15 protein-coding genes and 1 rRNA gene are annotated in these 12,329 nt (G+C 68.8%); 14 read left to right on the top strand and 2 right to left on the bottom strand.

Translation table 11 applies throughout. The features are described from left to right. The 3 genes from rrf to ACWF7A_RS36400 all read left to right on the top strand — a co-directional run. Positions 1 to 104: ribosomal RNA gene (gene rrf, locus ACWF7A_RS36410) — 5S ribosomal RNA — on the top strand; the annotation flags it as partial. A gap of 102 nt (positions 105 to 206) precedes the next feature. Continuing rightward, entirely contained in the window at positions 207 to 1,034 is an 828-nt protein-coding gene (locus ACWF7A_RS36405) for a GNAT family N-acetyltransferase (protein WP_452255038.1), read from the top strand. Then, entirely contained in the window at positions 1,022 to 1,831 is an 810-nt protein-coding gene (locus tag ACWF7A_RS36400) for a GNAT family N-acetyltransferase (protein WP_452255037.1), read from the top strand. Before ACWF7A_RS36405 ends, ACWF7A_RS36400 begins: the two co-directional genes overlap by 13 nt. On the opposite strand, the gene ACWF7A_RS36395 is transcribed toward ACWF7A_RS36400, so the two are convergent. After that, positions 1,774 to 2,277: an Lrp/AsnC family transcriptional regulator gene (locus ACWF7A_RS36395; protein WP_452255036.1), complete on the bottom strand. Its 504-nt coding sequence runs from the start codon at positions 2,275 to 2,277 to the stop codon at positions 1,774 to 1,776. The two genes, ACWF7A_RS36400 and ACWF7A_RS36395, sit on opposite strands and share 58 nt — an antisense overlap. Before the next feature lie 80 nt (positions 2,278 to 2,357). Here ACWF7A_RS36395 and ACWF7A_RS36390 point away from each other — a divergent pair, with 80 nt between their 5' ends. The 6 genes from ACWF7A_RS36390 to ACWF7A_RS36365 all read left to right on the top strand — a co-directional run bounded on the left by ACWF7A_RS36390 (position 2,358) and on the right by ACWF7A_RS36365 (position 8,831). Further along, a complete protein-coding gene (locus ACWF7A_RS36390; protein ID WP_452255035.1) occupies positions 2,358 to 2,789 on the top strand; it encodes a rhodanese-like domain-containing protein in 432 nt (143 codons plus the stop codon). Positions 2,790 to 2,814: 25 nt separating this feature from the next. Beyond that, positions 2,815 to 3,570: a type 1 glutamine amidotransferase gene (locus ACWF7A_RS36385; protein ID WP_452255034.1), complete on the top strand. Its 756-nt coding sequence runs from the start codon at positions 2,815 to 2,817 to the stop codon at positions 3,568 to 3,570. An 86-nt stretch (positions 3,571 to 3,656) separates the two neighbouring features. Next, the gene (locus ACWF7A_RS36380; protein ID WP_452255033.1) at positions 3,657 to 4,790 is read left to right on the top strand and encodes an anion permease; all 1,134 of its coding nucleotides are present in this window, start codon (positions 3,657 to 3,659) and stop codon (positions 4,788 to 4,790) included. Further along, positions 4,787 to 4,972: a hypothetical protein gene (locus tag ACWF7A_RS36375; RefSeq protein ID WP_189160458.1), complete on the top strand. Its 186-nt coding sequence runs from the start codon at positions 4,787 to 4,789 to the stop codon at positions 4,970 to 4,972. The genes ACWF7A_RS36380 and ACWF7A_RS36375 overlap by 4 nt, the downstream gene beginning before the upstream one ends. Positions 4,973 to 5,001: 29 nt before the next feature. Continuing rightward, positions 5,002 to 7,902: a bifunctional [glutamine synthetase] adenylyltransferase/[glutamine synthetase]-adenylyl-L-tyrosine phosphorylase gene (locus ACWF7A_RS36370; RefSeq protein WP_452255032.1), complete on the top strand. Its 2,901-nt coding sequence runs from the start codon at positions 5,002 to 5,004 to the stop codon at positions 7,900 to 7,902. Continuing rightward, positions 7,899 to 8,831: an NADP-dependent oxidoreductase gene (locus ACWF7A_RS36365; RefSeq protein WP_452255031.1), complete on the top strand. Its 933-nt coding sequence runs from the start codon at positions 7,899 to 7,901 to the stop codon at positions 8,829 to 8,831. Before ACWF7A_RS36370 ends, ACWF7A_RS36365 begins: the two co-directional genes overlap by 4 nt. Positions 8,832 to 8,895: 64 nt before the next feature. Here the strand turns inward: ACWF7A_RS36365 and ACWF7A_RS36360 are convergent, their stop codons facing one another. Continuing rightward, positions 8,896 to 9,129 (bottom strand): hypothetical protein, encoded by a 234-nt coding sequence (locus ACWF7A_RS36360; RefSeq protein ID WP_319986600.1) that lies wholly within the window; start codon positions 9,127 to 9,129, stop codon positions 8,896 to 8,898. A gap of 135 nt (positions 9,130 to 9,264) precedes the next feature. Between ACWF7A_RS36360 and ACWF7A_RS36355 the strand changes: the two genes are divergently transcribed. From ACWF7A_RS36355 to ACWF7A_RS36335, 5 genes are all read left to right on the top strand, one after another. Further along, positions 9,265 to 9,804 carry a hypothetical protein gene (locus ACWF7A_RS36355; protein ID WP_452255030.1) on the top strand — a complete coding sequence of 180 codons (540 nt, stop codon included), beginning with the start codon at positions 9,265 to 9,267 and terminating at the stop codon, positions 9,802 to 9,804. A gap of 148 nt (positions 9,805 to 9,952) precedes the next feature. Beyond that, on the top strand, positions 9,953 to 10,450 hold the full coding sequence (locus ACWF7A_RS36350; RefSeq protein WP_452255029.1) for an NADAR family protein: 498 nt from the start codon (positions 9,953 to 9,955) through the stop codon (positions 10,448 to 10,450). An 81-nt stretch (positions 10,451 to 10,531) separates the two neighbouring features. After that, positions 10,532 to 10,783, top strand: a complete 252-nt coding sequence (locus tag ACWF7A_RS36345) for a hypothetical protein (protein WP_452255028.1) — start codon at positions 10,532 to 10,534, stop codon at positions 10,781 to 10,783. 30 nt (positions 10,784 to 10,813) lie between these two features. Next, a complete protein-coding gene (locus tag ACWF7A_RS36340) occupies positions 10,814 to 11,215 on the top strand; it encodes a hypothetical protein (RefSeq protein WP_452255027.1) in 402 nt (133 codons plus the stop codon). A gap of 288 nt (positions 11,216 to 11,503) precedes the next feature. After that, complete coding sequence (locus ACWF7A_RS36335) at positions 11,504 to 12,247, top strand: hypothetical protein (RefSeq protein ID WP_452255026.1); 744 nt, start codon at positions 11,504 to 11,506, stop codon at positions 12,245 to 12,247. The last annotated feature ends 82 nt before the right edge of the window (positions 12,248 to 12,329 follow it).

Genomic DNA, 12,329 nt, shown 5'->3' with positions numbered 1-12,329 from the left:
GCGTTGGGGAAACACCCGGTCCCATTCCGAACCCGGTAGTTAAGCCCTTCTGCGCCGATGGTACTGCACTGGTTACGGTGTGGGAGAGTAGGTCGTCGCCGAACATTCTTTCCAGAAGACCCCTGAGGGTCGAGCACTTCGGTGCTCCCCTCAGGGGTTTTTTGCGTGTCTGGATTCCCGGTTGCCTGCTCTGGTCTGATGGACCCATGGACGCGGTCGTGCACGTCACACTGGAATCGTTCGACGCCGCCACCCACGATCGGCTGGCAGCCGATCCGGTGCGGAACACGGTCGCTCTCACCTCGCTCGACCGCATCCGCCGGTCGCCGGCCACCGAGGAACCGCCGATCCTGATCACGTTCCACGACGACGGCGGCGTGATCGGCTCCCTGGTGCGCACCCCGCCCTGGCCGTTCCAGACAGCGGATCTTCCTCTTTCCGCGGTAGAGCTCGCGGTCTCGGTCGCCGCCAAGGTCGATCCGGACGCTCCAGGAGCAACGGGCCCGCGGGAGAGGTCTGAGGCCTTCGCCACAGCGACCGGCAAGGACTACGCGGAAACCTTGTCCACCAGGCAGTACCGGCTCGGCACGCTCACCCCGCCGTCGATCGCCGGCACCAGTCGCCTGGCCACCGAGGACGACGTCGAGCTCCTCGGCGCCTGGCGCGAGGCCTTTCTCCACGAGGCCGTGCCCGAAGCACCCGCCGCCCCTGTCGCCGAGGCGATGCGCACCTCACTTCGCCTCGGCCAGGGCCACGCCCTCTGGGAGATCGACGGCACACCGGTCGCCTGGGCGGTCGCGAGCCTCCCGCAGGCCGGCATGTCGAGGATCGGCCCGGTCTACACCCCACCCGAGCACCGCAGACACGGCTACGGCGCCGCGGTCAGTGCGGTCGCCACCCGGTGGGCACTGGACCAGGGCGCCACCGACGTCCTGCTGTTCGCGGACCTGACCAACCCGACCTCGAACTCGATCTACCAACGCATCGGCTACGAACCACTCGACGACTGGGCGGAGTTCTGGTGGAAGCACTGAGCCACAACGACATCAGGGACTTCCTCGCGGTGGCAGGGGATTTCCTCAACGCAGACCCGGTGAACCACAGCGTGCACCTCACCGGTCTCGACGCCGCGATGGCGGGCACGAGGTCACCGGTCACGCTGATCTCGTTGCACGACAACGGAACCGTTGTCGGTGCAGTGACGAGGATGGCGGGTCGTCCGCTGCACGTCGCGGCGATGCCGCCCGTCGCGGGCCCGGTGGTGGCCGAACTGCTGCGCGGTGAGGAGATCGGTGAGGTGACCGGGACTCGCGACCGGGTCGATGCCTTCCGCGCGGCCTGGCGCGCGGGCGGGCGGGAGACCTTCTCCCTGCGCCTGTACCGGCTGGAGGACCTGGTGGTGCCGGACGTCCCCGGCGAGTCGAGGCCCGCCACCCCCGCCGACGACGAGCTGGTCACGGAGTGGTGGGTCCAGTTCGTGGCGGAGCTCGACGGGGTCACGCGCGAGGAGGCCGAGCAGCGCACGCGGGACAGCCGGTGGATGTCCGCGGGTCACGTCCTGTGGCTCGTCAATGGTGTCCCGGTGTCCTGGGCGGCGAGCACCACGCCCCTCTGCGGCGTGTCCCGGGTCGGCCCGGTCTACACCCCGCCCGAACACCGCCGGCACGGCTACGCGGCGGCCGTCACCGCGGCGGTCAGCCAATGGGCGTACGGAGACGGTGCCGACCACGTCGTCCTCACAGCGGACGCGGCCAACCCCACGGCGAACTCCGTCTACCGGGGCATCGGCTTCCGCGCGGTCTCCGACTGGTCCGAGTACCGCTGGGACTGACCGAACAGCTCGGGCGCGAGCGGCCGGTTGCGGACGTGGGAGGAGAAGACGAGCGACGTCGTCGTGTCGCCGTACCGCTGCATCACCTCGACGAGCTCCTCGAGCTCCACCATCGACCGGCACACCACCCGCAGCAGCCAGCAGTCGTCGCCGGTCACGTGGTCGGCGTCGAGGACCTGCGGCAGCACCAGCACCTGCGTCCGGAACCGGGGAGTGTCGAGCGACCGCACCCGCACGCGCACGATCGACTCGATCGGCAGCCCGAGCCGCGCCGGCGACACCACCGCGGTGAAGCCGGTGATCACGCCCAGCGACTCGAGGCGCCGCACCCGTTCGGTCACGGCCGGCGCGGACAGCGACACCTCACGGCCGAGCGAGGTGAACGACATCCGCCCGTCCTGCTGCAGCAGAGACAGGATCTTCCAGTCCACGGCATCGAGCTCCACCTGGAAATCATAAGGAGAACGCTCCGAACGCCTGGACTTCCGCATGTCCGAACCGGCACCGTCCCAGCAGGATCGAAGGCATGACGAACGCACTGCGCTTCCCCGCCGCCGACCCGTCCGCCGCGGCCGCCCACTTCGCCGCCGAGCTCGCGTTCGAGGCCGACCCCGACGACGTGCACCGCGACCTGCTCGACGGCGACACCCGCGGCTACGTCCTCGTGGAGACGCGGGCTCCGAAAGCGTTTGCGCAGGCTCGCATCCCCGGTGCGATCAACCTGCCCTACCGGGACCTGCCGGCCAGCCTCGACCTCGACCCGGACCTGGTCTACATCTGCTACTGCGAGAGCTTCCAGTGCAACGCGGCGACCAAAGGGGCACTCGCGCTCGCCGAACGCGGCTACCGCGTGAAGCGGCTCTCCGGCGGCATCACGGCCTGGCGGGACGCGGGGTATCCGGTCGAGACGGATCAGCTGATCGGGGCGGGCGTATCGAAGGTCGCGTGTCACTGCTGACCGAACCCCACCTAGGCTCAAGTGCGTGAACGCACCACGCCTGCTCGTTCTGCAGCCCTCACAGTCGGACCCGCTGGCCAAGCTCGGCGGATGGCTCGAAGCAGAGGGCGTCGAGCTCGACCTCGTGCAGTTGAAGACCGAGCCCGCGCCGGCGAACCTCGACGGCTACCAGGGCGTCATCTGCCTCGGTGGGGAGATGGGCGCGCTCGACGACCTCGACCACCCGTGGCTCGCGGACGCCCGCCGGTTGCTGTCGAGCGCGGTGTCGAAGCGGCTGCCCACCCTGGCGATCTGCCTCGGCGCGCAGCTGCTCGCGGCCGCCACCGGTGGGCAGGTCCGCAAGGGTCCGCAGGGGCCGGAGGTCGGCGTGCTGCTGGTCGCGAAGCGCGACGCCGCCGCGCACGACCCCCTGTTCGCCGACCTGCCGTTCACGCCCGACGTGCTGCAGTTCCACAACGACGAGGTGCACCTGCTGCCGCCCGGCGCCGAGCACCTCGCAGCGTCCCCGAAATATCCGAATCAGGCGTTTCGGGTGGGAGAGAGCGCTTACGGCCTGCAGTTCCACATTGAGACGACCCCGGAAATCGTCTTGAACTGGGCGGCCAAGGATCCCGATTCGGCGTCCTGTGCGCGGGCTCACCACTTCGACCAGGAGTTCCTCGAAGAGGCACACCGCGACTTCGAGGAGGTGTGGCAGCCGTTCGTGGGCCGATTCGCGAAACTCGTTCGGGGAGAACTGTTGCCCGCACTCGGTTCGGGCACACAACTTCCGTTGGTGTGACGTTACTTTCGTAGGTTTTAAGACATCCTCCGTTGGCGGTACCGTAATCTCCTGGACAGCTTGTTCGATCCAGCCGGAGGATCACTGTGGATCCCGCTCTTGTAGTGATCATCGTCGTCATCACTGCTCTCATCTTCGACTTCACCAACGGGTTCCACGACACGGCCAACGCCATGGCCACCTCCATCGCCACGGGAGCCTTGAAGCCCCGCACGGCGGTCGCGTTGTCGGCGGTGCTCAACCTCGTGGGAGCGTTCCTCTCCGTCGAGGTCGCCAAGACCATCTCCGGCGGCATCGTCGACGACGCCCAGATCACGCCCGCGGTCATCTTCGGCGGGCTGGTCGGCGCGATCATGTGGAACCTCGTCACCTGGTACGTCGGCCTGCCGTCGAGCTCGTCGCACGCCCTGTTCGGCGGCCTGATCGGTGCCGCGTGGGTCGCGTCCGGTGTGGACGCCATCCACTTCGCCAAGGTCGTCGACAAGGTCCTCGTGCCCGCGATCGTCGCGCCGCTGGTCGCAGGCCTGGTCGCGGCCATCGCCACGATCGTCGTCTACCGCCTCAAGAAGGCGGCGGACCCGCGCGTGGCGCACACCGGCTTCAAGGTCGGCCAGGTCGCGTCCGCCTCGCTGGTCTCCCTCGCGCACGGCACGAACGACGCGCAGAAGACCATGGGCATCATCACGCTCGCGCTGATCACGTCCGGCTCGCTCGCCCCCGGCTCCGGCCCGCCCACCTGGGTGATCGTCAGCGCCGGTCTCGCGATCGCGGCGGGCACGTACCTCGGCGGCTGGCGCATCACGCACACGCTGGGCCGGGGCCTGACGACCATCGAGCCCGCCCAGGGCTTCGCGGCGCAGACCTCGACGGCCACGGCGATCCTCGCGTCGTCGCACCTCGGCTTCGCACTGTCCACCACGCACGTCGCGTCCGGCGGCATCATGGGTTCCGGCCTCGGCCGTGACCGCCGCGGCGTCAACTGGGGGACCATGGGCAAGATGGCCGCCGGCTGGCTGTTCACGCTGCCCGCCGCCGGTATCGTCGGAGCCCTCGCGGGCAAGTGGGCGTCGACCGGCACCGTCGGCATCATCGGCGTCGCCACCATCGGAATCGCGGTGTCGCTCGGCATCTGGATCCTGGCGCGGCGCGAGCCCGTCAAGCCGGAGCACATCGTCGACGAGGTCGCGGCCCAGGCCGAGCTGCACAAGGTGGCGGCATGAAGGTGGACTGGGAGGCGCTGCTCCAGGTCTTCGGCGCCACGCTGCTGGTCACGGTTCTGGTCGTGACGCTGTTCGTCGTCGGCATCCGTGCGCTGTCGGGTGACAAGAAGGTGCCCGCGTACGCGAGCTTCGCCGGGTGCGTCGCCGTGGTGCTCTACGGACTCTCACTGATCGTCTTCTAGACGTGTGAGGGCATTAGGGTTGGCGTCTGATGAGCGAACCAGTCCGCCACGCGTCACCAGCAAGATTCGGTCTCACCGAGCCGCGCAGCGAGGAAGTGCTGCGCGCGCTCGGCCTGTGGGCTGACCGCAGGCCCTCCGACGGCGCCGAGCCGGTGCTGCACGCGCTGTCCCGCTGCCCCGACCCCGACCTCGCGTTGCGCGGCTTGGAGCGCCTCCAAGCCGTCGCCGACTGGGACGCCCTGTCGGCCGCGCTGCACGAGGACGTCGTGGTCCGCGGGCGTCTGCTCGCGGTGCTGGGCTCGTCCACCGCGCTGTCGGACTTCCTCGTCGTGAACCCCGACCGGTGGCGTTCGCTGACCGACGACGTCGACGTGTCGTTGGAGCTCGAGGACGGCGATGTGCTGCGCACGGAGTACCGGGCGAAGCTGCTGCTCGTCGCCGCGAACGACCTCGCGCACGTCGTCGACGCCGAGCTGCCGTACGTCCCGTACGACACGGTGGCGGCACAGCTGTCCGATTTGGCCGTGTCGGCCCTACGGGCGTCGCTGAAGCTCGCCGCCGAGAAGGTGAACGGCGCGGACCGCTGCCAGCTCGCGGTGATCGCGATGGGCAAGTGCGGCGCGAACGAGCTGAACTACGTGAGCGACGTCGACGTCGTGTTCGTCGCCGAGGGCGATCTGGGCGTGGCGACCCGCCTCGCCAGCACGATGATGCAGATCGCCGGCCAGTCGTGCTTCGAGGTCGACGCGGCGCTGCGGCCGGAGGGCAAGGCCGGCGCGCTGGTCCGGACGCTGGACGGGCACGCTTCGTACTACAAGAAGTGGGCGCGGACCTGGGAGTTCCAGGCGCTGCTGAAGGCACGGCCGGTCGCCGGGGACGCCGAGCTGGGGCAGGCGTACCTCGACGTCGTGCGGCCGTACGTGTGGACGGCGGCCGAGCGCGAGAACTTCGTCGAGGACGTGCAGGCGATGCGGCGCCGGGTCGAGGACCACGTGCCGACGCCGCTCGCGGACCGTGAGCTGAAGCTCGGCCGCGGTGGACTGCGGGACGTCGAGTTCGCGGTGCAGCTGTTGCAGCTCGTGCACGGGCGTTCCGACGAGGACCTGCGCATCCAGGCCACGACGGCGGCGCTGGCCGCGTTGGGGCAGGGCGGGTACGTCGGGCGTGACGACGCGGCGGACTTCGGGCGCTCGTACCGGTTCCTGCGCACGCTGGAGCACCGGCTGCAGCTGCAGCGTTTACTGCGCACGCACCTCTTCCCGGCCGACGACGACGTGACGGCGCTGCGGTGGCTGGCGCGGTCGGTGGGGCTGGCGGCGGACGGGCGGAAGTCCGAGGGGCAGGTGCTGCTCGCGGAGTTCCGCAGGCACGCCAACCAGGTCCGGCGGCTGCACGAGAAGCTGTTCTACCGGCCGCTGCTGCAGTCCGTGGCGGGCGTGCCGACCGAGGCGTTGCGGCTCACCACCAAGGAGGCCGTGGCCCGGCTGGCCGCGTTGGGCTACACGTCGCCGGACGGCGCGTTGCGGCACATCCAGGCGTTGACGCACGGGATGTCGCGGCGTGCTCGCATCCAGGGCGCGCTGCTGCCCGTGCTGCTCGACCTCTTCGCCGGCACACCCGATGCGGACGGCGGGCTGCTGGCGTACCGGAAGGTGTCCGAGGCGCTCGCGGAAACCCCCTGGTACCTGAGGCTCCTGCGGGACGAGGGCGCGGTCGTCGAACGGCTCGCGGCGCTGCTCGGCACCTCCCGCTTCGTGCCGGACCTGCTGGTGCGCGCGCCGGAGGTGATGCGGCTGCTGGCGGATACGGACGCGCTTGTCGGCGGCGACCCGCACACCATCGGGAAACCCTTGCGCAGCGCTGTTTCCCGGTACGACGACCCGGCGCGGGCGATTGCGGCCGCACGATCGTTGCGGCGTCACGAGATGCTGCGGATCGCCGCCGCGGACCTGCTGGGGTTCATGCCCCTGCGGACCGTCTGCGTCTCGCTGTCCGAGGTGTGGGGTTCGGTGCTGCAGAGCGCCCTGGACGCGGCGGTGCGCGCATCCGGTGAACCCGTGGCCGCGTTGTCCGTGATCGGCATGGGCCGACTCGGCGGACACGAGCTCGGGTACGGCTCGGACGCCGACGTGCTGTTCGTGTGCAGGCCGATCGAGGGCGTCTCCGACTCCGAGGCGGCGAAGTGGGCGAGCGGCGTCGTCGAGAAGATACGGCGGCTGCTCGGTGCGCCGTCGCAGGACCCGCCGTTGCAGGTCGACGCCGACCTGCGGCCGGAAGGCCGGCAGGGGCCGCTGGTGCGGACGCTGGAGTCGTACCGCGCGTACTACCGGCAGTGGGCCGAGCTCTGGGAGAAGCAGGCGCTGCTGCGGGCCCGGTTCATCGCGGGTGACGCCGAGCTGGGCGCCGAGTTCGAGGCGTTGATCGAGCCGTTGCGCTACCCGGCCGACGGGCTGGACGCGGCGTCCGTGCGGGAGATCAGGCGGATCAAGGCGCGGGTCGACGCGGAACGGCTGCCTCGCGGCGCCGATCCGAGCACGCACACCAAGCTCGGCCGCGGCGGGCTCGCGGACGTCGAGTGGACCGTGCAGTTGTTGCAGCTGCAGCACTCCGGCGCCGTGCCCGGGCTGCGCACACCGTCCACAATGGCCGCGATGGAGGCCGCCGTCTCCGCCGGTCTGCTCGCCGCGGAGGACGCGGCCTCGCTGACGGCCGCGTGGAACCTCGCGACGCAGGCGCGCAACGCCGTGATGCTGGTGCGGGGCAAGGCTTCTGATCAACTTCCGACGTCCGGGCGCGATCTCGTCGCCGTGGCGTCGGTGATGGGGCACGAGCCCGGCGGCGATCCGGGCGAGTTCCTGGAGGAGTACCGCAGGACCACTCGTCGTGCACGTGCGGTGGCGGAGCGTGTCTTCTACGGTGAGAAACCGTGAAAGCCATCGCGTACGACCGGTTCGGCGACGCCGAGGTCATGTCGTTGCAGGAGCTGCCCGACCCGCTGATCGGGCCTGACCAGGTCCTGGTGGAGGTGCGCGCGGCCGGGGTGAACCCGGTGGACTTCAAGGTCAGAGCGGGGTACCTGCAGGGGCTGATCCCGCACCACCTGCCGTTGATCCCCGGCTGGGACGTGTCCGGGGTCGTGCGGGAGGTCGGCATCGGCGTGCACGAGTGGAAGCCGGGCGACGAGGTGCTCGCGTACGCGCGCAAGGACCACGTCCAGTTCGGTTCCTGCGCCGAGCTGATCTCCGTGCCGGTCCGGATGCTCGCGCGCAAACCGTCCACCGTGGACTTCGTGACGGCGGCCGCGTTGCCGCTGGCAGGGCTGACGGCGCTGCAGGCGTTGAAGGTCGTCGGTACCGGTTCCGGGGACGTCGTGCTGGTGCACGCGGCCGCCGGCGGTGTCGGGCACCTCCAGGTGCAGATCGCGCGTGAGCTGGGTGCTTCGCGGGTCATCGGCACCGCGTCGCCGCGCAACCACGAGTTCGTGCGCTCGCTCGGGGCCGACCCCGTCGCCTACGGTGATGCGCTGGTCGACGCGGTCGCGGAGCTCGTCGGCGGGGACGGCCGGGTCGACGTGGTGATCGACAACGCGGGCGGGCTCGCGTTCGACCAGTCGTTGCTGCTGGTGCGCGACCGGGCGCGGATGACGTCCATTGTGGACGGGGCGAGGGCGCTGGAGAACGGCGTGGTCAACACCTGGGCGCGGCCCGACGCCGCGCAGACGCAGTGGCTGGTGGACCTGGTCGCGGCCGATCGGCTCCGCGTCGAGGTGCAGCAGACTTTTCCGTTGGCAGAGGCCGTGAAGGCGCACAAGCTGCTCGAAGGTGGCCACGTGCGAGGAAAAGTCGTACTGACGGTCTGAAATCTTCAGGTATTTCTTCGGGTTCGGGGGCGCTCCTCACAGGGCGCCCCCGAACCCGAACCGCTCAGTCCTCGTCGGAATCGGGGTCCACCGCCGGAGCGCTGGTGTAGACCTCGACCACCCACTCCTCCTCCAACGCTTCCGCGTCGTCGGTGTCGGGCACGAGCCGGTTGTAGACGCGGACACCGAGGTCGAGCACGTCAGCGGCCTGAACCGCTTCGAGCGCATCCGGTGCGGAGTCGAAAATGTGGGTGGTGAGCAGCTGCGGAGCCGTGAATTCGGCGACATCTTGAGACACGCGCGGACCCTAGCGCATTGACGTTTCACCCAATCGAGATGAGACTGGGGCGCGCTCAGTGGGGGAGCTGTAGTCGTCGGGGGTCTAGCAGAGGAAGTCATGCAGCATCGCAGGGTCGCGCGCCGAGGAAAGACCGTGATCGCCATCGCGGGCGTGGCTGCCGGGGTGCTCGCACTACTCGGTGTGATCGAATATGCACTGAGTGGCAACAACTCCGCCGCCCAGCCCAACGTCACCGCCACGACGACTACGTCGAACGGCGTCGAAACCCCTGATGGCGCACTGGAAACCACGGAGCCGTCGGCGGAAACGAAGGTCACGACGGGCTCGTTCAAGCAGCAGCGCGGCATGCTGACCATAGAGGTCACCCGCGTAGAAGCCGCGAACAGCCGCGTGAAGCTCTTCGTGACGGCCACGAACGCCTCCCAGGCCAGGATGACCCTCCCCGTCGTCGGCATCGCCGTTGTGGACGATCTGAACCGCACCTACGCGGCGTCGAGCAGCAAGTGGGACGGCCTCGTCTCGCAGGGCACCACGACCTCGGGCACCGTCGTCCTCGACGAGAAGCTCGGCACGGGTGTGAACTCGCTCACGCTGACGTTCGGCTCGATCTCCGGCCAGTTCGCGCCGACCGGCGCCGCGATCACGGTCACCGGAATCCCGCTGCCCAAGTGATTTTCTGACAAGACCGGGTCCACCTGGTGCACGACTCGGCTGTGCGCCAACGGTCCCACCCGCTCCGAAGCGTGGCGCGAGCCGGAAAATGCCGGAGCCGGAAGAAAACCGCGAGGAATCGCGCTGGGCGTCGCTTACCCTCTCGCCTGTGAAGTACCTGTTCTTCTGGGGCCATCAGCCCGAACGCGACGGCCGCATCGGCAAGGGCTGCCTGTCGCAGTGGTGGCCGTGCACCTTCGACGTCGACGGCCAGTCCTTCGCGTCCGCCGAGCACTACATGATGTGGCGCAAGGCTTTGCTCTTCGGCGACACCGCCGTGGCCGCCCGCGTGCTGGCAGCCCGCACACCGGGCGAGGCCAAGGCACTGGGCCGCGAGGTGTCCGGCTTCTCCGACCCTGAATGGGTTTCCGAGCGCCTGCAGATCGTCGTCGAGGGCAACCTGGCGAAGTTCGGCCAGGACCCGGCGCTGCGTTCTTACTTGCTAGGCACGGGTTCCCGTGTGCTGGTCGAGGCCAGTCCGCAGGACCGCGTGTGGGGCATCGGGCTCGTCGCGTCCGACCCGCGTGCCGCGGACCCCGCCCAGTGGCTGGGACTCAACCTGCTCGGCGAGGCGCTGATGGAAGTGCGTACCCGGCTGTCCGCCTGAGTCCTCTGTAGATCTTCGTGAACCCCGCGGCCGTCCCGTACGTGTGTTCTTACGTCAGGGACATCCGGCAGGGGAGCACTGATGTTCAGCTATTCCGGACCGGCACGGCTCATCTACGCGGACGGCAACGCGTTCGAGATGGAGCGGGTCGATCTGATCGAGACCGTGAACGACGGCGGCGAGTGGCAGCTGTCCGGCGCGGGCACGGCCACCGAGGAACTCGTCGGTGGTGAGGCCCGCATCAAGCTGCCGACCGGCGGTGAGGCAGATGTGCTCGTGTCGAACGTCCGGGTGAGCGAGTCGTCGTCCACGGTGACCCTGCTCGCCACCTAGCCCGGCCACCGGTCCGGATACCTTCACCGGATGACGGATGTCCGCGATTTCCGCGGTGCCTGCCACGAGGCCGCGCGTCGCACGGGCGGCAAGGTGGTCGAGTTCCGCCTGGCCGACGGCGTGACGCCCAACTTCCACCAGGGACTCGTCGACTGCGGCGGCCGCATCGTCGCCGTGGTGTGCACGCGTGACTCCAAGGTGCTGGCAGGCGCGGAACCTCACGCCGTCGGGGAGTCGGGTCCGCTCACGTTCGTTGACGCTCCGGAACTGGTGGCCGTGCTGTCGGAGCTGCTGCCCGGGGTTCGGGTGCTCACCCGGTTCGAGTTGGACGGTCCGTTCGACGCTGCGGCCTGGCCGCACCTCTCACCGAACGACGCCACCTACTGGCGTCCGGGCACCCTGGGCGAAGCGCTTTTCAACTACTGGGACTGAGGAACGCGGACAAGACGAAGGGCCGGGCGACTGAGACAGTCACCCGGCCCTCGGCCTTGGTCAGATCAAGCGGTGAGGCCGCCGATCACACGTCGTAGGTTTGTCGCCGGTGGCCAGCTAGCTGCGGTTCGCGCTGCGCACCTAGGTTGACCTGCTGGTTTGTTCTCGACGTTTGCCGTCGTTGATCGACGCTGATCCACGTCTGACGGCCTGGAGACGGCCTGATCTTGGTTCCAAGCTGGCACCTCGAACTGTTACGTCGGTGATCTGACGTTCGATGAGAACGGCATGGGCGAAGTCGACAAGCGTGCGTGGCCGGCCTTTCATCGAGTGGTAGGGGCTGCTGGCGGCGCGACATTTGGAGTGCTCGCCGCGCTGGCCTTGGGTCCTGAGGCAGCGGGCATCCTGGGCAATGCGTCAGGGCCGCTCTTAGAGGAACTGTCCTATGCCGTGGAGCAGCTGCTGAGGCGTCAGATCGGCAGAGTGCAGACAGCCACCGAGGAGGCAGTTGTTGAGGGGAACTGCACCGTTGAAGAGCTGTTACAGCAGTCGTTGGCGGATGATCGCAGGGCAGCTGTGATGACCGCTGCTTTGCAAGCTGCGGCCGTTGCCCATGACGAAGCAACTGTGAGAGCTCTTGGCCGCGCGTACGCCAGGGGCGTTCTGACCAGGGACGACGCAAAGGTTGACGAGCAGCGGCGGGTCGTATCGGCTCTTGCTGCGCTTGAACCCGTCGACGTGCGAGTCTTGCATCTGATGCGGCAAGGACAGTGGATCAAACATCCTGTCGATGGGCGCAAGATTCCTGCGATTGTCGATGTGGATCCAAGGGTTGCGACGGTCGTTGATGCGGTTGTGGCCAGGCTGTCGACTGAGGGCCTGATCATCAGTGATGTCCCAGGCATGCTTTCCTCTAGTCGATTCGAGATCACAGCCTTCGGTCTTCTGTGTCTCTCCGCGCTAGCCGAAGTTGGCCATCAAGCGACTGGCCACGATGAGCATCCAACGGTGGCCGTTGACGCGGAGCGTTGACGGGCGTCGATCGCCGTGCCCAGCTCGGTCAACTCAACCACGGCGCGATCATCCCGGACGGAGTTCGCTGACAGCTCGTGGT

This window comes from Lentzea sp. NPDC055074, from assembly GCF_053608005.1.
Note: the sequence above shows the minus strand (reverse complement) of the source record. Positions and strands in the feature narration are given on the sequence as shown.